This window comes from Daejeonella sp. AP26, assembly GCF_056680515.1.
Genome location: NZ_CM155286.1, coordinates 4,642,427 through 4,664,097, shown reverse-complemented (window position 1 = coordinate 4,664,097; position 21,671 = coordinate 4,642,427). Strand labels below are relative to the sequence as shown.

Below are 21,671 nucleotides of genomic sequence, written 5' to 3'. Positions count from 1 at the left end.
AGTCGATTTCTTAAATTACTTTGCACATTATTCCGGCAGGATTCGGAGGGGCGATAGGCGGGCGGATCTGGAATACCTTGAACACCAAGAATCAACTATGAAAAACTTATTCATCATACTTCTGACTACTCTAGTATTAGCTTCATGCTCTGCCCCGCAAACTAAAAACTGGAAGAATGAATCAGAGAAGGCATCTTATATACATAGGTCCATAAAGCAGGTGACGGATATTATGGTGCATGATATCTACTCTCCTCCCGTGGCAAGCCGTACTTATGCTTATGTAACGATCGCAGCCTATGAAGCTGCTATTGCGAATAATTCTGACTATACCACTCTGGCGGGACAATTAAAAAACCTCGGCACCTTACCAGCCCCCGATGCGGGTAAAGAATACAGTAATTCTCTGGCTTCCGTTCAGGCAATTCTGACTGTGGGCAAATCACTTGTAGCGTCAGAGAAAAAAATTGAAAGCTTTCATGCAAAAATAATGGATGAGTTTAAATCCACAGGAATGCCGGCAGAGGTGTTTGATAATTCTGTTTCATTCGGGAACCAGATAGCGGCTCATATTCTGGCTTGGGCGTCTTCAGATAATTACAAGCAAACCCGGTCATTCCCTAAATTTTTCGTCAGCGATGATGAAGCTTCGTGGAAACCAACTGCCCCAAGTTACATGAGAGCAGTGGAGCCCCATTGGAATAAGGTGCGACCATTTTTAATTGACTCCGCTCAACAATTCAAGCCTCTTCCTCCAACCCCATTCTCTTCGGATAAAAACAGCCAGTTTTATAAAGAGGCTTCAAGTGTACATCAGATCGGTCTGAAACTGTCAGCTGAACAGAAAGAAATGGCAAACTTCTGGGATTGTAACCCTTTTAAAATGAATATTAACGGGCATGTAATGTTTGCCACAAAGAAAATTACGCCAGCGGGGCATTGGATCAATATAACCCGTCTGGTTTGCAATAAAACAGATGCTGATCTTATTGAGTCTGCAGAAGCGTACGCCAGTTTGTCGATTACACTTGCCGACAGCTTTATAAGTTGCTGGGATGAAAAATACAGAAGCAATGTAATACGTCCTGAAACCTTTATTAATCAATATATCGACGAAGATTGGATGCCCTTGCTTCAAACACCTCCTTTCCCTGAGTATACCAGTGGCCATAGTGTAATATCCACAGCTTCTGCAATAATACTTACCAAATTATTTGGTGACAACTTTTCGTATTCAGATTCTACGGAGCTTGAATTTGGAATTCCAGCCCGAAATTTCGAATCATTTAAGCACGCTGCATCGGAAGCTGCTATAAGTAGATTTTACGGAGGTATTCATTATATGCCATCCATTGTAAACGGCGAGCAGGAAGGAAGTGACCTCGGAACGTTCATTGTCCAAAAACTTAAAACCCGAAAAAGGGTATCTGCCCAGTAATTGCTTATTCTATCCGGTTTCCTATAATAATGATGTAACTGCACTTCATTTACTGAAAGCTGAGGTTCGGTTGATAAACCGGCTTTTATTACAATTATGGTAAATCAGGACATGGATATGGCAACGGGCGTCGCAACGCCGTGCATATAGCTACCATCGTATCAGCTCTAAAAATTCCTTCTGGTTCGTATTCCACTTCCTAACGCTGATTTTATGTCAACCCGTTGGATAATCCTGGTGCATCCAGATTCACGGGTCAATACCTTCTCCCTAATAATTTTATCCTATACTCTAACCATTAGATTAGTTTAATGATATAAAACAGTCATTATCAGATAACATAAAGTAAGTTTTGTCATGCAATAAAAATTAGTATTGTTTATCCTAATTAATTAATAATGAAAGCTAAGTGAGTTCAAGCTCTTGCCAGAATTCATGGGGTTTAAAATATTTTATTAGGATGAAAAGAAAATTGCCCGATTCGTAATCATCGGGGCAATTGGATGAAAGTTAACCAACGAATTTATAACCAACTATAAGTAGTCTGAAACCTCAGAAGAACCGGGGAGTGGAACATAGCTTATTTCGTCAATTCGAATCATTTAATCAGATAATTAAAAGGGAGGTATACCGGAAATAATATCTAAATGTGAATCACACTGTTTTAACTAACCAATTAACCAAAGCAACAAAATGAAAAATTTATTACCGAAAAAGAATATTCCATTTGAAAAAGCCAGTAAAAAATGGTTTATGACTAAGATCAGTTTTTTCCTGTTACTGGTTACCGTTGTTTTATTGTCACAAACTGATGCGTATGCGCAACAAAAAACCATCAGTGGTAAAGTGACTTCTAGCAATGGTGAGTCTCTTATAGGGGTGACTGTTAAATTAAAGGAATCCACCATCGGAGTTAGTACCGATAACGATGGTAAATATGCTATTTCACTACCTACTGGAAAAGGGATACTGGAATTTAGCTATTTAGGTTACCTGACAAAAGAAGTTGCAGTTGATGCTACAACCACTATTAATGTGGTACTAGAAGAAGACAAGCAACAACTGAGTGAAGTTATAGTTACCGGATACGGCACACAAAAAAGAGAATCAATAACCGGGGCTGTTTCAACTATCAGCAGCAAAGATTTAGAAAAAGTGCATGGGGGCTCCCAGGTCAGTACCGGTCTGGCCGGAAAATTACCCGGAGTTACCTTCCGGATGCCTGACGGACGGCCTGGTGCAGGTGCGAATGTTCAGATACGGAACATGGGAAACCCACTATACGTAATTGACGGAATCCAGCAGGATGCCCGCCAGTTTAATAACCTTGCTTCCAGTGATGTGGAAAGTATCACCATACTAAAAGATGCATCTGCAGCTGTTTATGGTGTACGTGCTGCCAATGGGGTGGTTGTAGTGACTACTAAAAGAGGAAGTAAAGGTACCCGCAGTTCGGTAGGTGTAGATGCTTTTACAGGATTTCAAAATTGGAGCAGATTTCCTGACGTAGTGAATGATTCTTATCAGTGGTATTTAGGTAAGGCTGATGCGGAAATGAATCACTCGGGTGCAACCTCTGTTACTAAAGAAGAACTGGCTAAATACCAGGCTGGAACAGAGCGAGGATATCAAAGTTTCAACTGGAAGGATTTTATCGTACAAGAGAATGCGCCGCTGTATCAGCAGAGTATTAATGCTTCAGGGGGGTCAGACAAAATAAACTATTACTTTTCCGGAACTAACCTGTTCCAGTATTCTGTATTAGGGCGTGAATTTACCTACGGACGTAAAAATATAAATGCCAACATCGATGCGAATATAACCGACCGGCTAAAAGTCGGAGTGGGAATAACGGGATATAATGAGGTCAGGGATAATCCCGGCATACCTGGTGGTGATGATTACAATTTGCCCAGGGCGGCAATTTTATGGAACAGACCATGGGAACGACCATATGCCAATGACAATCCGGATTACATCAATGATATCGGTCATAATGAATCCAACTGGGCATACAACAATAAAAAGAACGGCGGTTATGCCAATGACAGAAGGCGTTACGGATCAGCCCGTTTTACCGCTCAATATGATATTCCTTTTGTTAAAGGACTTCAGGCAAAGGGTTCTTATTCTTACGGCCTTGAAGACCGTTTAGTAGACGGACACGAGTATACCTATAAAACATATACGTATAACGCAACCGATGAAACCTACAGGGCTACTGGTGGAAGTACGAACCCTTGGCGCGAGCGGAGAACACAGAAAATAGAGAAAAACAACTATCAGGCTGGATTGCATTACAACAATACCTTTAACAAACATACCGTTGGGGGCTTGCTGATCTCAGAAAGGTACGACGTAAGAGATAAAGAGGTATTTGTACATGCGGTACCGGCAACAAACGTTCTTCCACTTATCTATTTCAACACTTCTGATACGTACGATGATCGGGATGACCGGGAAGCCAGGATAGGCTACATCGGTCGGGTGAACTATAATTTTGATAATAAATATTACCTGGAGGTTTCAGCCAGACGTGATGCCTCATGGAAATTTTCCCCGGATAAACGAGTAGGATATTTCCCTTCCGCTTCTGTTGGATGGAGAATTACCGAGGAGAAATTTATGAAATCATTATTAGGTGAAAACAGTAAACTAAATGATTTGAAGTTCCGTGCTTCTTACGGTATAGTGGGGGATGATAATAACGGAGTATCACCAACTGATTACCTGGAAGGATATAATTATAATCAGGGGTATGGTATTCTGGATAATAATCCGATTATTGGATCCAGAGACAAGGGGAAACCTATTTTGAATATCTCCTGGTATAAGAGTAAGATCTTTGACGTAGGTGCTGATTTTTCTTTATTTAACAATAGGCTGAGTGGAAGTGTAGATTACTTTAACAGATTGCGTACAGGACTGAGAGGCCGTAAATACGACATCGTGGTACCTAATGAGTTGGGCTATAACTTGCCTGATGAAAACATAAACAAAGACAAGCAATCAGGTGGAGAAGGAGCGCTTTCCTATAGTGGAACAGCTGGTAAGCTTTCCTTCACTATTGGAGGAAATATAGGTTACGCACGAAGTAAGTTCGTTTCTTCTTACAAACCCATATTCTTTAACTCATGGGATCAATACCGGACTTCTGCTGAAGGAAGATATCAGGAACTTTTTTGGGCGTATGACATAGAAGGTCAATTTCAATCGCAAGAGCAGATTAACAATCACCCTGTGAATATTGATGGTCAGGGTAATAAAACACTGCTTCCCGGTGACCTGATATACAAGGATAAGAATGGAGATGGAAAAATTGATGGATATGACGAGCGGCCGCTTGGCTATGGAACCAACCAACCGGTTATCAACGGCGGTTTAAACTTTGCATTAGGCTGGAAAGGTTTTGATTTTGCCGCTGATTTTTCATTAGGCTCAATGTATAGCTATAATCAAAATCATGAGATTCGCCGTGGATATTCTTATAATGGCGGTGCCCTGAATGAAATACTCACCGACAGGTGGCACAGAACGGATCCTTTTGATCTGAACAGTGCGTGGATACCCGGTAAATATCCGCCGTTACGGTTTAATGTCAATTCTCACAGTTCCGTTAACAGAAACTCTGATTTTTGGCTGCACAACGTAACCGCTCTTCGTGCCCGGACAATTGAACTGGGTTACTCATTACCAAAAAGTCTCATAAGCAAGGTAAATATTCAAAAAGCCCGGTTGTTCGTAAATGGTCACAACTTATTTTCTGTTGACAACTTAATGAAGTTTCATGTTGACGCTGAAATTCAGAATGATAATGGATTACAGTATCCACAAAATTCATTTGTGAACATGGGCATTAACCTTACTTTATAACCATTCAATTAATTAACATGAAAAAGAAATTTTTAACCATAATAGTCACCCTTTTTGTTTTCAGCATGGGCTGCAAAAAGGATTCTGAGTATTTAGATATTAAACCAACCCAGGTACTTAGTACAGAACTAGCCTTTAGCGATCCTGCTCAGGTTTTATCTATTCTGGCTAACCTTTACACACGCCAGTACGATTATCCGCGACTGACGGACTGGGCAACGGTAGGTGATTTTAACGAAGCATTCTATTCAGAAAATGGCCGGTATAATTCTTATCACGGAAATAACTCCTGGGGCTTTCAAGGGCCTGATAACTATTGGACAACCTGGGATTACACGTACATTCGGGAACTTAACCTGTTTATGGAGAGGTGCGCAACCGCTACGGCGCTGGATGCTCCTACTAAAGCTTTATATATAGCTGAAGCCAGATTTCTACGTGCAAACTACTATCTCACTTTAACCGGCTTATATGGCGGTGTTCCACTTATTCTGAAGTCACTGGAATATGATGGCAGCGGAAATACTACTCCACTACAGTTTGCCAGGTCTAAAGAATCTGAGATGTATGACTTTGTCATCAAGGAAGCCGAAGAATTGAAAGAATTGCTTCCTGCGAAAACCTCTACAAAAGCGAGGGCCACCAAAGGCGCTGCACTGGCTATGGAGTCAAGGGCAGCTCTAGCTGCAGCTTCCATTGCAAAATATGGTGCGACCACGCCTTCGGTATCACTTTCAGGAGGCGAGGTAGGTATTCCTGCCAGCATGGCTAGCGGGTATTATGCTACCGCATTAAAAGCTGCTCAGGAAGTTATAGCCGGATCAGCAGGTAATTATTCTTTGTATAAAAAACAACCAAATAATCTTTCTGAAAATTTCGCTGCTTTATTCTATGATAAAAGCCAAAATAATGAAGTTATCTGGGTTGATGATTATGCATTAAAATTCAGGAGACATGGCTTTACACAAGTAAACCAACCTCGTTTTGGGGCTGAAGAAGAAGAAGGTGGTCGTATCAATCCATCACTCAACCTGGTTCAATCATTCGAAAAGCTTGACAATACGTTTGCACCTTTTGCGACTAATGACGCTGCAGGTAATTTTATCTACTATACCAAACCAGAGGATATCTTCGCAGACAGAGATGCCCGCCTTGCCGGAACGGTCATGATTCCGGGATCAAGTTTTAAAGCCAGGCCGGTTGATATTTGGGCTGGAGTACAATTAGCTGACGGAAGTGTAATAAGCGGAAGTGAACGTGGTGCTCAAAAAACTTTGCCGGGTAAAACCGTACCTGAGCAGGTTGTTGGCTTTGACGGTCCTATAAGCGGAATTGAGTTTTCTGCTCAAACAGGTTTTTATATTCGTAAATACAATGATCCGGCCATTGGCTCAGGTCAGCGGGGCATCGGAAGCGCAGTTTGGTTGGTAAGGTATCGTTATGCCGAAATATTATTGAATGCCGCAGAAGCAGCTTTTGAATTAGGCCAGACCCAGGTGGCTGCAGACTATATGAACCAGGTACGTGCCCGTGCAGGCTTAATTATTCCCCTGACTGCTGGCGATCTGTCTTTTGACCGGATTGTTCATGAACGCCGGGTTGAATTCGCATTTGAGGGTAGATATTTTTATGACTTGAGGCGTTTCAGAATAGCACACAAAATATTTGATGGTGTTGCGCTGAGTCAATCAGACCTGTTGAGCAACTTATCCAGTGCTACTAAACGCAGTACTCAGCCCTATGGTTTGATACCTTATAAATTCTACTCTCCGGGGTCACCAAATAATGGTAAATGGATTTATAAAGTCGATCTTTCAAATAAAGTAACTGCAAGTGACAACTGGCAAATGGGTAATTACTATAGTGAGATTAATGCAGGTATCCTGACAAATAACCCTAAACTAATTAAACAACCTAATCAATAAGTATTACTTATAAAACTGTTAGTTATGAAAATCAGATTTAATTATATATTATTTTTTGCGCTGTGTGTCGCTCTTCTATCCTGTAAAAAGGATAATTATGACGAACCTGCAGCTGCGTTGAATGGACGTATCGTTTATAACGGCGAGGCGCTCAACTTTGAGTATAACAGGGTAAGTTATGAATTATATCAGCCAGGCTTTGGTAAAACCGGCCCTATTGGCAGCGTTTTTACACCGGAGGGATTGTTCTCCCATTTGCTCTTTGATGGAAACTACAAGTTGGTGGTGCCTGCCGGGCAGGGGCCGTTTGTATGGAAGCAGACTTCTGCAGGTAAACCGGATACTGTTGCAATAACGCTAAGGGGAACCACAAATATGGATATTGAGGTTATGCCTTACTATATGATAAGAACTCCTCAGTTGAGTTTTTCGGGCGGCAAAGTTTTAGCAACCTGTTCACTGGAAAAGATTGTAACCGATGCCAATGCCAAGGATGTTGAACGCGTAACACTTTATATAAGTAAAACGCAGTTTGCTGATTCGCAAACAAATGTTGCTACCTCAAATTTAGCCGGAAGCGCCATTACAAATTTCAATAGTGTGAGCCTGGAAGTCACCGTCCCAACATTAGTGCCTTCTCAAAACTATGTATTTGCAAGAATAGGAGTTAAATTCTCCGGAGTGGATGATATGTTATTCGCACCTACTAAGAAAATAACTTTATAACATTGTTATACTAACTTAAAAAGTCATCCGGGAGAAAAACCGGATGACTTTCTTTGAAACTAATTCTTATCCATGGAGCTTATGGTAATAACCCTCGCTCCTTCTGCCCAGAAAACTCCGCTATAAAACTTCAAACTCAATACGGGCTTCTTTTTACAAAGAAGGTCTATAATAGCAGAGAACAAATATTGTTTAAGCAAGTCACTTATAGGAATAGAAAATGAAATACACTCAATCGCCACTTCTGTTAGGAATATACTTACTTTCTCTGTGCGCCTGTAGTAATCCAACCAATCAATCTGTAAATTCAGCGGATAGCCTAAAACATGACAATATGCTTTCAAAAGATTCATTTCAACAAACTATTGATGAAAAAAAAACGGATTTGTACATCCTAAAGAATAAGCATAATGCCCAGGCTTCTTTTACCAATTACGGGGGTCGACTGATAAGCCTGCTCATTCCGGATAAAGACGGAAAATTGACTGATGTTGTAGTTGGTTTCTCTAGTGCAGACCAGTACAAGAAATCTACTGAACCTTACTTTGGAGCAACCATCGGCAGATTTGGAAATCGTATTGCGAAGGGGAAATTTACCCTGGATGGCAAAATCTATACATTGTTCACCAATAATGGAGTAAATACACTTCACGGAGGTAAAAAAGGCTTTCAGGACGTAGTATGGGATGCACGGCAAACGGATGATCGTACGGTCGAATTCACTTACTTGTCAAAAGATATGGAAGAAGGGTATCCAGGCAATTTGAACGTGAAGGTTATCTATACGCTTACAGATAACAACGAATTAAAAATGGATTATGAAGCTACAACCGATAAGAAAACAGTAATAAACTTAACCAATCACGCCTTTTTCAATTTGAATGGAGAAGGGAGCGGAAGCATTCTTAATCATCAGGTTCAGATCAATGCCGATAGGTATACTCCTGTTGATACCACGTTGATACCAACAGGTCAACTGGCACAGGTTGAAGGAACACCCTTTGATTTCAGAAAGCCGGTAACGATAGGTGAAAGAATTAACAACGACAATGTCCAACTGAAAAGCGGAAAAGGTTACGATCACAATTATGTTTTGAACCCGGGTAAAGGAGAAGGATTGAACCTGGCAGCAACAGTTTGGGGAGATAAATCAGGAATAATGATGGAAGTATATACTCAGGAACCCGGATTGCAGTTTTACAGCGGAAATTTTATGCAAAGCAAAAATACATTCAAAGGAGGTTCAAAAGATGATTTCAGAACAGCTTTCTGTATGGAAACACAACATTTTCCTGATTCTCCAAATCAGCCTTCGTTCCCCACTACTATTTTAAAGCCCACGGACATCTACAAAACAAGCTCAATCTATAGATTTTCAGTTCAGAAATAATCCGATCTGTCCCGGGTGTAATTATTTGAATCCCCGTTTTCAGATAAAAAAAGCGGTGACTTTAGATAAAAACTCTGTAATCCAAATAAAGGCTGACTTAACCTGGTTAGCATGCTCTTTTCAAATGAAACCTGGATAAGCTGGAACCGACTAACCGAACTCAATAGTTTATGCAAGCTTCATTGCCCACTAAATAAATTCTAATGAAAAAAAGCATTCTGTTTTTCCTTTTAATTATTAGCATAAGTACACAAGCCCAGGTACCTGTAAGTTTCTCGGGCTTTGATAAAAAAAACCAGGCAACAGCAAAAGTTAAGAATAAGCTATTAGATATTACCTGGCCAACTGGAGGAACAGAGCGGGGCAAAATAGTAATCGACCTGGAAAAAAATAAGCCTCTTCTCAAAAGTATCCAGTTAAGTGAGTTAGGCGTTTTCAAAGAAATTGGAACCGACCTTGATCCTGCTTTCCTTTTAACCGTAGGAAAAAGAGACCTGGTTTCGCAAAATGGCTGGAATATCTTTTTTGACAAGACAAACCGCCTTCCCCATAAGTCCTATCGTGTCAATCTCGAAAAGCGAAATGCCAGCGTTTCGACTTCAGGATCTCGAACAGTTATAAAAGTCTCTAGCGTTCAGGCAGGAACTTTCAAGGGTGATATCGAAATTACATTGTATAATGGCAGCCCATTGTTAAATGTAGCTGCAGTTATGGCTACAGAAATAGACTCTACCGCGATATTATATGATGCTGGCCTGGTTAGTAAAAAGAACGGATGGAGTAAAATTTCATGGTCTGATACAAATAACAATTTACAGTCGGCCGAGCCAAAATTAACGGATACCAGCAGAAACCTGGCGGTTAAGTATCGTACCATCATTGGCGGAAACAAGTCGGGTAACCTGGCAATTTTCCCGGCCCCTCATCAATACTTCTATCCACTTGATGAAGCTTTTAATCTTAAATTCACCTGGTTCGGCAGTAAGTACAGGGATATGGTTCCCGAGTTTGGAATGGGAATCAGGCAAGATCTGATGGGTGATAAGCGCTGGGTTCCCTGGTTCAATGCTCCTCCAAAAACACAGCAACGATTAAACTTTTTTTGCCTGTTGAGCACCGGAGCCGCTGATAAGGCCCTGGAAGAAGTAAAGAAATTTACTCACAATGATTCCTATGTCCCCCTTCCGGGGTACAAAACAATGTCCAGTCATTTTCATAACGAACACGTGATGAATGTTGTATTGGCCGGCAAACCCGTTCCCGAGGTACCGAACTTTGTAAATGTTTTTAAGAACACTGGTATTAACATCGTCCACCTGGGGGAATTTCACTACACTGCACATCCAAAAGGTCCGGATGAGAAAAGATTATTGGAACTCAAAACGTTGTTTGATGAGTGCAGACGGCTTTCAGACGGAAACTTTCTGTTACTTCCCGGAGAAGAACCTAATGAGTTTTTTGGAGGCCATTGGATGCAGTTCTTTCCAAATCCTATTTACTGGATCATGGATAGGAAGTCTGAAATGCCCTTCGTATCAACAGATCCGAAGTACGGTACAGTTTACCGTATCAGGGATAAAGACGATATGTTAAAATTACTTGAAGCGGAAAAGGGATTAGCCTGGACAGCACATGCCCGGACAAAAGGCTCCACCGGCTTTCCTGATAAATATAAAGAAGAAGATTTTTTTAAGTCTGACCGTTTTCTCGGCGCCGCCTGGAAACCGATACCTGCTGATCTTTCCATCCCCCGGTTAGGTGAGCGCGTACTTGACCTGATGGATGATATGTCAAATTGGGGGGCTAAAAAGCATGTAATTGCTGAGGCCGACCTGTTTACAATCGAACCGGAGAATGAAATGTACGCCCACTTAAACGTTAACTACCTTCAGCTTGACAAGGTCCCTGTATTTTCCGATGGCTGGGAGCCTGTACTTAATGCTATGCGGCAGGGCAAATTCTTCGCAACAACAGGCGAAGTGTTGTTCCCTGCTTTTGCTGTAAATAACAAAAAGTCGGGTGAAACTGCCAAACTTGCTTCTGACGGTAAAGCAGAGATCAGCCTGGAAGCAAGCTGGACCTTTCCTTTAAACTTCGCCGAGATCATTTCAGGCGACGGCAAGCAGGTTTATCGTGAAAGGATTAATTTGAATGATACGCGTGCTTTCGGCAACAAGAAGTTCACTTTCAACACCAATCTGAAGGACAGAAAGTGGGTGAGAATAGAGATGTGGGATATTGCCGCAAATGGCGCATTCACTCAGCAGGTATGGCTGGAGTAGATACGCAGAACGAACCCACAAATGGTACATTTAATCAATAAAACTGCTTAAGCAACATGAAGAGAATATATCTGTTAATTTTACTACTGTTGCCGTGTATTACGGCATTTACGCAGGACAATACCTTCTCCAACCCGCTTTTACCATCAGGTGCAGATCCATATAGCTTTTACAGGAAAGGAAATTATTATTATACCCATACCCTGGGAAATAAAATCGCCCTATGGAAGACTAAAAATCTCACTGATCTGAAAACAGCGAAACAAACCGTTATATGGACCCCACCACCCGGGCAGGCGTACTCAAAAAGCATATGGGCCCCCGAGTTTCACTTCATTAAAGGGAAATGGTATGCTTACTTTGCTGCCGATAATGGTAAGAACGAAACACACCGGATGTACGTTCTTGAAAATTCCTCCAACGATCCGTTTAAAGGACAATGGATATTTAAGGGAAAAATTTCGGCTCCATCAGATAAATGGGCTATCGACGGTAATGTTTTTAAACACAAAGGGCAATTGTATATGATCTGGTCGGGCTGGGAGGGCGATACCAATAGCCGGCAGAATATCTATATCGCTAAGATGAAAAATCCATGGACGATTGAATCTGAGCGTGTGATGATTTCAACACCTGACTATGGATGGGAAAAACATGGTGACTTAAACGATCCGAACAACCCTCCTCACGTAGACGTGAATGAAGGTCCTCAGTTTCTAAAAAACGGGAAAGACTTGTTTATTATATATTCTGCCAGCGGTTGCTGGACAGATTTTTACGCACTCGGGCTACTTACTTTTACAGGAAAGGACAATCTTCTTGATGCCTCATCATGGAAGAAAAAAGATAAACCTGTTTTCGAAAAGTCACCCGAAAATGGAATTTACGCCCCCGGGCATAATTCCTTTTTTAAATCTCCTGATGGTAAGGAAGACTGGATACTGTATCATGCCAATTCTGAACCGGGGCAGGGATGTGGAAAGAACCGTGCTCCGCGCGCTCAGAAGTTTACCTGGAATGCGGATGGTAGCCCTGATTTCGGAATTCCACAAAAATCGAATATTCCGGTAGAGGTTCCTGCTGAAAAATAGTTGAAGCCAATAAATTTTGTTAGAAAACCAAAACGTAATTCATTAACCTCAATACATCATGATCAAAACTAAAATTCAGGTGCTATTCACACTGTTTTTATTTTTCACAACAGCAGGATTAAACGCACAAAGTAAAAAACAAACACAAACCAAAACTTCTCCCGGTAAGGTTTGGTCTGTTGAGAAAGCAAATGATTGGTATAAACAATTCAAATGGATTAGTGGCGCGGATTTTCTTCCCAGCACGGCTATTAATCAGCTTGAAATGTGGCAGGCATCAACTTTTGATGAGAAAACCATTGATAAAGAGCTTGCCTGGGCGGAAAACATTGGTTTTAATACTATGCGAGTATACCTTCATAGCTTAGCATGGAAACAGGACCCAACCGGGTTCAAACAACGTGTAGACAAATATCTGAGCATTGCTGACAAGCATAAAATCAGAACTATATTTGTATTTTTTGATGATTGCTGGAATAAACAGGGTAAAATAGGTATTCAACCGGCACCCAAACCTGGCATTCACAATTCTGGCTGGGTTCAGGATCCCGGAGATCCCGGACATAAGGATACCGCTTCTTTTCCTGAGCTTGAAAAGTATGTTAAAGATGTTATGACCCAGTTTAAAAACGATAAACGGGTTTTATTATGGGATCTTTACAACGAACCGGGCAATTCCGGTAAATTAACCTCATCACTTCCATTACTTAAAAAAGTATTTGGCTGGGCGCGTGATGTGAATCCTGATCAACCTATCAGTGTGGGTTTATGGGCATGGGATTATGAAGAATTAAATGAATTCCAGGCGCTAAATTCTGATGTTATCACTTATCATAATTACGAGGATCAACCCTGGCATCAGCGTGTAATCGATTTACTAAAAGCACATGGTCGCCCGATGATCTGCACCGAGTATATGGCACGTAGCCGTAATAGTAGATTTTCGAACATACTGCCGATGTTGAAAAAAGAGAACATCGGTGCGATCAACTGGGGATTTGTCGCCGGAAAATCTAATACTATTTATGCCTGGGACACACCCTTGCCTGATGGCTCCCAACCTATAGAATGGTTTCACGATATCTTCAAAATTGATGGCACCCCCTACCGTCAGGATGAAGTAGATTTGATAAAAAAATTAAATTCGGGTAAATAAGTCAGACGGCTATTTATATACACTAAGTGAATTCAAGCCCTTCAGCACAAATCGCCTGAAGGTGCTTGAATACTGAAATCATGTTTCTGAGTGAAATTTCTGCCTGATAATTGAATCCAATGAGCTTGGTTTGCGTAATCTCTCCCCTTCTTTAGCTAAGTGAATCATGCCGGGAATGAACAGAACCATGAATTACACTTGGCACGGACTAAGTTGCCAAAAAAAGTAACCAAAGACCTGTTATATTATTATCCCATTATCATAGATTTTAGGGTGATCTATGATACAAAACAGTCACTATTAGATAATATGTAGTAAGGTTTACCATCTAATAAAAATTAATATTGCTAACTGACCAAATCGAAACGGATGAGAAAGATTATTTATTTGTTTGTTTTTACCTGCCTCCTTTTAAACAGCTGCTCGAAAAAGGCAATAAATGGAAGCCAATCTACAGTAGTACATGACTTGAATCCTAAAAGAGCCGAAGTCTTATTTTTAGGAAATGAGAGTAAGCATCATGACTCCGGCAAATACGCCCCGTGGCTTGCTATTTCCTTATTCAAAAGCGGTATAAATCTTACTTATACTACTGATTTGAATGATTTGAATACCGATAACCTGAGCAAATACGATGGGCTTGTTATCTATGCAAATCATGATACCATATCTGCATCTCAGGAGAGTGCTTTAAAAAACTTTGTTGAAAGTGGCAAAGGATTAATTCCTCTGCACTCGGCTGCAGGTTGTTTTAAAAATTCAGAATGGTATACAGAAGCAATAGGAGGTCAATTCCTTTCACACGGTAATGGTTTGTTCACTTCCAAAATTGTCAAACCATCTCATCCGGTAACACAGGGGCTGTCAGAATTTGAGACCACTGATGAAACGTATGTACATCAAAAGATCAATCCAGATATAAATGTGCTGATGGAACGAGTAGATGGGTCAAAGCACGAACCATATACATGGGTGCGTCAGCAAGGAAAAGGGCGGGTTTTCTATACTGCTTACGGACACGATGACGTCACCTGGAAAAAATCGGAATTCTTAAAACTAGTGGGGAACGGTATACTATGGGCTATGGGAGATCAGGTAAAAGGTCAAATACAAGCCTTAAACATCCCGAATGTAAGCATTTATCCAGACACACTTTCAAATTTTACCGCGCGTCATTTAGTTCCAAAGTCTCAAAGAGGATTGACTCCTGAAGAATCAATTAAACTGATGCAGGTACCCGTGGATTTTGAAATAAAACTGTTTGCCGCAGAGCCTGATATAACTAACCCGATTGCCATGTCGTGGGATGAAAAAGGACGTTTGTGGATTGTAGAATCAGTGGATTATCCGAACACATTTACTGAGACTGACGGTGCAGCCAATGATCGCATTAAGATTTGCGAGGATACAGACGGCGACGGAAAAGCAGATAAGTTTACCGTATTCGCCGATAGCCTGAACATTCCTACCAGCATGGTATTTGCCAACGGCGGAATAATTGTTTCTATGGCTCCGAACTTTGTTTTTATGAAGGATACCGATGGGGATGATGTAGCAGATGTCCGTGAGACAATTATTACAGGGTTTGGAAAGAACGATACACACGCAGGCCCATCTAATTTACAATATGGGTTTGACAATAAAATATGGGGCGTACTAGGATATTCTGGCTTCAATGGTACCATAAACGGCAATAATGTTCGGTTCGGACAAGGCGTGTATCGCTTTAACACTGACGGAAAAAACCTGGAGTACCTGGCATCTACCAGTAATAATACCTGGGGCCTTGGATTCTCAGAGGATAATAATGTATTTATATCTACCGCCAATAATACTCACAGCGCTTATTACTCTATGCCTGCAAGATATATGCAAAGAGGGCTCACGGGCAATACTATACAAGCTGTGCAAAAGTTGGATGGCCACTATGATGTTCATGCCATGACCCCTAATTTGCGCCAGGTTGACGTTGTTGGTGGGTTTACTTCTGCAGCCGGTCACCATCTATACACTGCCAGGAGTTTTCCTAAAGAATACTGGAACAGAATGGCGCTGGTTTCTGAGCCAACTGTCAGACTCATTCACAATGCAATCATCGAACCTAAGGGTGCTGGCTTTATTGAAAAAGATGGCTGGAATCTGTTAGCAAGTTCGGATGAATGGGTAGCACCTGTACAAGCAGAAGTAGGGCCTGATGGCGCCGTTTGGGTTGCCGACTGGTATAATTTTATTATACAGCATAATACATTTGTTCCCGCGCAAGCGCCAACAGAAGTGATCCTGCCATTAACTCTTGCAGATCAGAAAAGAGGCCAGGGAAATGCACTGGAAACCAAGTTAAGAGATATTGATTGTGGCCGGATTTACAGAATAGTCTATAAGAAGGCAAAACCTTATAAATCCGTTCAACTGTCTAAAACCGATTCCCCGGGATTGCTTGCAGCACTAGAGAGCGACAATATGTTCTGGCGTATTACTGCCCAACGACTGCTGGTGGAATCTAAAAATCAATCCGTACTCCCTGGGCTTTACAAGATCATAAACGACCAGCGGGTAGATGAAATTGGACTTAATGGTGCTGCTGTAAACGCTCTGTGGACTTTACAAGGCCTGGGCGCGGTGAATGATTTAAACGCAGAAGCACTACAGGTAGTTACTAAAGCTTTTTCACATCCGGCAGCAGGTGTTAGAAAAGCTGCTATTGAAATCTTACCTATTAAACCGCAAACATTTGGTCTCTTACAAAAGAGCGGGCTAATTAATGATCCCAATCTGAATGTTCGTAAAAGTGTGCTGTTAGCAATTGCTGCAATGTCTCCATCTGCAGAAGCGGGCAAATTAGTATATGAAGCAAGTAAAAACCCTGAAACTGCAAATGATGAATGGCTCTCTAAAGCTTTGTTCGCCGCAGCTATAACCCATCGGGATGGTTTTCTGGCCTCGGGGCCTCCAGTTCAATCAGGAGCCGACTCTGCTCAACTGAACTTCAGTCAACGCATAGCGATACTAGTAAATCAGGAAATTTATCCGCTTGACAGAAGAAATCCGATGATTTCATCTCCTGATGTCACCGGAAAAGAATTGTTTGTTAACGCGTCCTTAATTAAAAGAAATGAAAGTTTACAAGGAGTTATTGTTGCTCAGGGAGGTAAGGCTAATGGATTTGCCTTATTTATTCAGGATGGAAAATTGAATTTCGTAGTAAATCAGAACAATAGAACCGTCACTGCCGCCACAAGTGAACCACTTCCTGAAAAATTTGATGTCTTAGCCAGCTTAACTCAAAACGGAATAATGAGTATTGCTATAGATGGTAAAAAAGTTGCGGGTGCCAAAGCAGTATCCCTCTTCACTAAACCCCTGATTCAAAACATCCGAATTGGCAGGGATGCAGACGGTGATGATAATATTGGCAAGTATGACGGAGCATTTCCATTAAGAGGAGATATGCAAAACGCATCAGTCGAATTGAAGAATCCGACAAAAAAACAGGTTAACACAGCAACTGCTAAAACTACCGCAAAGCCAAATACCGTAGCCCTTAAGCCGATAGTTATCAGCATAGGCGTCGTACCTGATATGATGCAGTACAGCAAAAAATTGTTTACTGTAAAAGCCGGACAAAAAGTTACTATTGACTTTGAGAACACCGACGGCATGCCTCACAACATGCTTATTATTAAGCCAGGTACCTTGCAAAAAGTAGGTGCTGCAGCTGATGCGATGTTAAGAGATCCGAAGGCGGCAGAGAAAAGTTATATACCAGCTATCCCCGAGATTTTAAATTCAATCAAATTACTGAATCCTGAAGAAAGCAGGAAACTAACATTTACAGCACCCACCACCCCTGGGGATTATCCCTTCGTTTGTACTTTCCCGGGACATTGGAGAGGTATGAACGGAATAATGAGAGTTGTTAAATAAACCAGGCAGATAGATTAGCGGAAAATTATAAAAACCTCAATTAAAATGAAGATAACCCACTTTTTTCCTAAATCATTCAGAATATTTACATTTCTGATTATTGCATTTCTAAGTGCTCACTTAAGCTCCTGTGTAGTTAAGTCTGCCGCAGGCAACACCTCTTCCAAAAGCATTCGCGTTTTGATGGTAGGCGGTGGTTCTTCACATGATTTCGATCGCTGGTATAAAGATGCGGATGTCAAAACATTACAAAAAGACGGTCTGAGCAACGTGATCTACACCACTAATACAGATTCAATCGCAGAATACCTGAAAAAATCAGATGTACTCGTGTTAACTAATAACCAGCCCATCAACAATTTAGCGGTACGTCAATCTATTTTAGACTTTGCAGGTAAAGGTAACGGCATTGTTTTATTACATGCTGCTTTATGGTACAACTGGAAAGACTGGCCGGAATATAACCTGCAGGTGGCCGGTGGTGGATCTAAAGGCCATGATCGCTATGGCGACTTCCAGGTTAATGTTACAAACCAGGACCACCCTATTACAAAGGGAATAGAACAGGGATTTACTCTAAAAGATGAACGGTACTATTATATACCGGACCCTGCCGGACCTGGTATCGAAGTGCTGGCCAGTAATAGTGTTGGAGGATCTGAGAAAATCTTTCCATCTGTATTTGTTATAAAGAACCCTAAAGCCAGAATAGCAGCCATAGCATTAGGCCATGATGCTGAATCTCATGATATTTCTAATTATCAAACGCTACTGCGCAATGCAGTAACATGGGTAGCAAGGAAGTAATACAGCAGCATATGCAACGGTACTTAATCCTGTGTATTCTGTGTATTATTCTTCATTTGAAATCGGTTGCACAGCCTTTACATTCAGGCTCTGCAAAGTCAGATACAATATTTCTGGCAGACCCAACCATATTTACTGATAAAGGAATTCATTACCTGTATGGCACCGGAAGTAACAAAGGTTTCCTGGTATACCAATCCGCTGACCTGAAAAACTGGGAAGGACCTGTTGGTAAACGAAATGGGCATGCACTGATGCAAGGAGACAGTTTTGGATCGAAAGGGTTTTGGGCACCACAGGTATTCAGACATAATGATAAGTATTACATGGCCTATACCGCCGATGAACATATTGCTATCGCTGAAAGTGACAGCCCTCTTGGCCCGTTTGTACAGAAAGTGATGAAAGCCATTGCCGGCCCTGGTAAGCAAATAGACCCCTTTATTTTTATGGATAATGGTAAGATTTACCTTTATCACGTACGACTAACCAACGGCAATCGGATATACGTTGCGCAAATGAAAAATGATCTTTCTGACATTGAGCCGGGAACCGCTGTCGAGTGTATCAGCGCTGCTTCTCAACCTTGGGAAAACACAGCGAACGCAACCTGGCCGGTTGCAGAGGGGCCAACGGTCATAAAACGTAACAAATTATATTATCTTTTTTATTCAGCTAACGATTTCAGGAATATTGATTACGGAGTAGGCTATGCAACCTCCGTCTCCCCATGGGGACCATGGAAAAAGCATGAAAATAACCCGGTGATCAGCCGGAAGCTTTTGAATGTTAACGGACCAGGTCATGGGGATTTTTTCAACGGAACGGACGGCGATTTACGATATGTTTTCCATGCACATAATTCGTCATCAAAGGTATCACCACGATCTACAGTACTGATAAAATCAAAATTTATAAAAGTGAAGGGACAACCGGATAAACTAACTGTTGATACGGGTAGCTTCAGCTATTTGCGAACCATTATGCCATCGAATTAACAATATTTTATAAACAGTCATATCAATAAAAAAATGAGCGATAAAAAAATTACCGTAGTTATTGTAGGTATGGGTTTCGGAAAAGAATTTATTCCGATTTACCAAAGTCATCCAAATATTAAAGCAGTGGGCATTTGCACCCGTAACAAAAAAACACTGTCAGAACTTGCTGCAAAATTCAATCTGGATGAAAATCTTTGTTTTGAGAACTTTGATGATATTCCCGGGCGAAGCGATGTAGATGCAATACATATTGTTACTCCGGTACCTGAACACGCAAAAATGACCCTTGCATCGTTAAACGCAAATAAACATACTGCATGTACAATTCCGATGGCGATGACAGTTGAAGATTGCAAAGCCATTGTAGAGGCAAAGAGAAGAGCCAATAAAGTGTATATGATGATGGAAACTGCATTATATACCAGGGAATTTTTATATGGTCTGAAGCTTGCCGAAAATGGAGATCTTGGAAGAATACAATTCGTAAGAGGATCCCATATACAGGATATGAGCATGGACGGATGGGCTGATTATTGGAAAGGGTTCCCTCCTATGCTTAACGGCACTCACGCTATTTCACCACTTTTGCGGATCAATAATACTAAAGCAGAAACGGTTGTTTGTCACGGCTCAGGCCGGTTGAGTGACGATCTTGCAGAAAGGTACGGATCTCCTTTCGCAGTTGAAACGGCCACTTTCACTCTAAAAAATTCGGATGTAATTGCAGAAGCAACCCGCTCCTTATTTGATGTGGTAAGGCAATACCGGGAAAGTTACGATGTTTATGGTACGAAAATGTCATTTGAATGGGAGCAGTTACAGGATGAAAGCCATATCATCTTTGATGGTGGCGAAAATTCCAGGCGTGTAGATGTTCCAGATACAGATCAGATGCTTATTGAAGAAATTGCTCATTTTACCAGAAGAGAAAAGATAGATGATCCGAACCACGTTTCTTTTCTTCAGGGCGCTGGCCATGGAGGATCACATCCTCACCTGGTTCAGGAGTTTATTGCAGCAATTGTTGAAGGCCGAAACTCTGCAGTTGATGCAGACTTTGCCGCTAACTATACTTGTGCTGGCATTTGTGCACATGAATCTGCCATGAATAATGGAAAAAGAATTGACATTCCAACCTTCGAACTCTAGTTTCCCTCTATCTCAATTATCTCTATAAAATAAATATTATGCAGTTTGGAGTTAGTACATTTCTTTGGGTATCACCATTTTCCACCAATTCCTTTGAGTTGGCTTATAAAATTAAAGAGATGGGTTTCGACATAATTGAAGTGGCTGTTGAAAAGAAGGAACTGATTGATTGGGTCAAACTGAAAGAGATCATAAAGGAAACGGGATTACAAGTCACTGTTAGTGGAGCATTTGGGCCTGAACGGGATATTTCAAGTCATGATCCCCGCATCCGAGAGAACGGTTTGAAGTATATCACAGATTGTATTGAGATTGCCCATGATATGGGGAGTCCGATATTTGGCGGCCCCATTTACTCTGCCGTTGGGAAAACCAGGTTTATAACCGATGAACAGAAAAAAAGGGAAAGAGCCTGGTGCGTCGAAAATCTTCTAAAAGTTGGCAAGGCGGCCGAAGACTATGGAATCATTGTCGGCCTTGAGCCTTTGAACAGGTTTGAAACAGATATGGTAAATACAGCTGAACAGGGCCTATCCCTGGTGCAGGAAGTGGACAGCCCAAATATCAAGATTCAATTAGACACGTTTCACTGCAATATTGAAGAGAAAAACATCCCGGATACGATACGGAAAGTCGGCAAGAATCTATTATGTCACATTCAGGCCAACGAAAGTGACCGTGGAACACCCGGTACCGGAAATCTGGACTGGCTAGGTATTAAAGATGCCCTCACCGAGATTGGATATGATAAGGCGATTGTCATTGAAACCTTCGGAGAAGTATCAGAAGAAATAGCCAAAGCGGCCAGTATATGGCGGCCATTAGCAAATAGTTCAGACGAGCTTGCCATTGAAGGACTTGAGTTCTACAAAAAGCTATTTACTCCGTAATTGGGACAACATGTTCAAC

At 41.4% G+C, this 21,671-nt stretch carries 14 protein-coding genes; 13 read left to right on the top strand and 1 reads right to left on the bottom strand.

All coding sequences use genetic code 11. The annotated features are described in order from the left end of the window. The first annotated feature begins 97 nt into the window (after positions 1 to 97). The 4 genes from AC1MCB_RS19885 to AC1MCB_RS19870 all read left to right on the top strand — a co-directional run bounded on the left by AC1MCB_RS19885 (position 98) and on the right by AC1MCB_RS19870 (position 7,962). Complete coding sequence (locus tag AC1MCB_RS19885) at positions 98 to 1,438, top strand: vanadium-dependent haloperoxidase (protein ID WP_479966471.1); 1,341 nt, start codon at positions 98 to 100, stop codon at positions 1,436 to 1,438. 693 nt (positions 1,439 to 2,131) lie between these two features. After that, positions 2,132 to 5,311, top strand: coding sequence for a SusC/RagA family TonB-linked outer membrane protein (locus tag AC1MCB_RS19880; RefSeq protein WP_479966470.1), 3,180 nt, complete (start codon positions 2,132 to 2,134; stop codon positions 5,309 to 5,311). 17 nt (positions 5,312 to 5,328) lie between these two features. Beyond that, positions 5,329 to 7,236: a RagB/SusD family nutrient uptake outer membrane protein gene (locus AC1MCB_RS19875; RefSeq protein ID WP_479966469.1), complete on the top strand. Its 1,908-nt coding sequence runs from the start codon at positions 5,329 to 5,331 to the stop codon at positions 7,234 to 7,236. A 24-nt stretch (positions 7,237 to 7,260) separates the two neighbouring features. Further along, positions 7,261 to 7,962 carry a DUF3823 domain-containing protein gene (locus tag AC1MCB_RS19870; protein ID WP_479966468.1) on the top strand — a complete coding sequence of 234 codons (702 nt, stop codon included), beginning with the start codon at positions 7,261 to 7,263 and terminating at the stop codon, positions 7,960 to 7,962. Between the two features lie 59 nt (positions 7,963 to 8,021). Here the strand turns inward: AC1MCB_RS19870 and AC1MCB_RS19865 are convergent, their stop codons facing one another. Beyond that, complete coding sequence (locus AC1MCB_RS19865) at positions 8,022 to 8,306, bottom strand: hypothetical protein (RefSeq protein WP_479966467.1); 285 nt, start codon at positions 8,304 to 8,306, stop codon at positions 8,022 to 8,024. Here AC1MCB_RS19865 and AC1MCB_RS19860 point away from each other — a divergent pair. The 9 genes from AC1MCB_RS19860 (at position 8,297) to AC1MCB_RS19820 (ending at position 21,652) form a co-directional block, all read left to right on the top strand. Further along, positions 8,297 to 9,352, top strand: coding sequence for an aldose epimerase family protein (locus AC1MCB_RS19860; RefSeq protein WP_479966466.1), 1,056 nt, complete (start codon positions 8,297 to 8,299; stop codon positions 9,350 to 9,352). The two genes, AC1MCB_RS19865 and AC1MCB_RS19860, sit on opposite strands and share 10 nt — an antisense overlap. 203 nt (positions 9,353 to 9,555) lie before the next feature. Then, positions 9,556 to 11,634 (top strand): CehA/McbA family metallohydrolase domain-containing protein, encoded by a 2,079-nt coding sequence (locus AC1MCB_RS19855; protein ID WP_479966465.1) that lies wholly within the window; start codon positions 9,556 to 9,558, stop codon positions 11,632 to 11,634. A gap of 56 nt (positions 11,635 to 11,690) precedes the next feature. Beyond that, the gene (locus AC1MCB_RS19850; protein ID WP_479966464.1) at positions 11,691 to 12,725 is read left to right on the top strand and encodes a glycoside hydrolase family 43 protein; all 1,035 of its coding nucleotides are present in this window, start codon (positions 11,691 to 11,693) and stop codon (positions 12,723 to 12,725) included. Between the two features lie 58 nt (positions 12,726 to 12,783). Beyond that, positions 12,784 to 13,881 (top strand): glycoside hydrolase family 2 TIM barrel-domain containing protein, encoded by a 1,098-nt coding sequence (locus AC1MCB_RS19845; protein WP_479966463.1) that lies wholly within the window; start codon positions 12,784 to 12,786, stop codon positions 13,879 to 13,881. A 369-nt stretch (positions 13,882 to 14,250) separates the two neighbouring features. Further along, the gene (locus AC1MCB_RS19840; RefSeq protein WP_479966462.1) at positions 14,251 to 17,805 is read left to right on the top strand and encodes a PVC-type heme-binding CxxCH protein; all 3,555 of its coding nucleotides are present in this window, start codon (positions 14,251 to 14,253) and stop codon (positions 17,803 to 17,805) included. A 45-nt stretch (positions 17,806 to 17,850) separates the two neighbouring features. Beyond that, the gene (locus AC1MCB_RS19835) at positions 17,851 to 18,612 is read left to right on the top strand and encodes a ThuA domain-containing protein (RefSeq protein ID WP_479966461.1); all 762 of its coding nucleotides are present in this window, start codon (positions 17,851 to 17,853) and stop codon (positions 18,610 to 18,612) included. Between the two features lie 11 nt (positions 18,613 to 18,623). Next, positions 18,624 to 19,610, top strand: coding sequence for a glycoside hydrolase family 43 protein (locus AC1MCB_RS19830; protein WP_479966460.1), 987 nt, complete (start codon positions 18,624 to 18,626; stop codon positions 19,608 to 19,610). Positions 19,611 to 19,643: 33 nt separating this feature from the next. Beyond that, positions 19,644 to 20,762: a Gfo/Idh/MocA family protein gene (locus AC1MCB_RS19825; protein WP_479966459.1), complete on the top strand. Its 1,119-nt coding sequence runs from the start codon at positions 19,644 to 19,646 to the stop codon at positions 20,760 to 20,762. Between the two features lie 38 nt (positions 20,763 to 20,800). Next, positions 20,801 to 21,652, top strand: coding sequence for a sugar phosphate isomerase/epimerase family protein (locus AC1MCB_RS19820; protein WP_479966458.1), 852 nt, complete (start codon positions 20,801 to 20,803; stop codon positions 21,650 to 21,652). Positions 21,653 to 21,671 lie beyond the last annotated feature (19 nt).

Excerpts from the sequence above, each read along its gene's own strand:
- AC1MCB_RS19885 (WP_479966471.1), top strand. The coding sequence starts at position 98 with ATGAAAAACTTATTCATCATACTTCTGACTACTCTAGTATTAGCTTCA.
- AC1MCB_RS19880 (WP_479966470.1), top strand. The coding sequence starts at position 2,132 with ATGAAAAATTTATTACCGAAAAAGAATATTCCATTTGAAAAAGCCAGT.
- AC1MCB_RS19875 (WP_479966469.1), top strand. The coding sequence starts at position 5,329 with ATGAAAAAGAAATTTTTAACCATAATAGTCACCCTTTTTGTTTTCAGC.
- AC1MCB_RS19870 (WP_479966468.1), top strand. The coding sequence starts at position 7,261 with ATGAAAATCAGATTTAATTATATATTATTTTTTGCGCTGTGTGTCGCT.
- AC1MCB_RS19860 (WP_479966466.1), top strand. The coding sequence starts at position 8,297 with ATGCTTTCAAAAGATTCATTTCAACAAACTATTGATGAAAAAAAAACG.
- AC1MCB_RS19855 (WP_479966465.1), top strand. The coding sequence starts at position 9,556 with ATGAAAAAAAGCATTCTGTTTTTCCTTTTAATTATTAGCATAAGTACA.
- AC1MCB_RS19850 (WP_479966464.1), top strand. The coding sequence starts at position 11,691 with ATGAAGAGAATATATCTGTTAATTTTACTACTGTTGCCGTGTATTACG.
- AC1MCB_RS19845 (WP_479966463.1), top strand. The coding sequence starts at position 12,784 with ATGATCAAAACTAAAATTCAGGTGCTATTCACACTGTTTTTATTTTTC.
- AC1MCB_RS19840 (WP_479966462.1), top strand. The coding sequence starts at position 14,251 with ATGAGAAAGATTATTTATTTGTTTGTTTTTACCTGCCTCCTTTTAAAC.
- AC1MCB_RS19835 (WP_479966461.1), top strand. The coding sequence starts at position 17,851 with ATGAAGATAACCCACTTTTTTCCTAAATCATTCAGAATATTTACATTT.
- AC1MCB_RS19830 (WP_479966460.1), top strand. The coding sequence starts at position 18,624 with ATGCAACGGTACTTAATCCTGTGTATTCTGTGTATTATTCTTCATTTG.
- AC1MCB_RS19825 (WP_479966459.1), top strand. The coding sequence starts at position 19,644 with ATGAGCGATAAAAAAATTACCGTAGTTATTGTAGGTATGGGTTTCGGA.
- AC1MCB_RS19820 (WP_479966458.1), top strand. The coding sequence starts at position 20,801 with ATGCAGTTTGGAGTTAGTACATTTCTTTGGGTATCACCATTTTCCACC.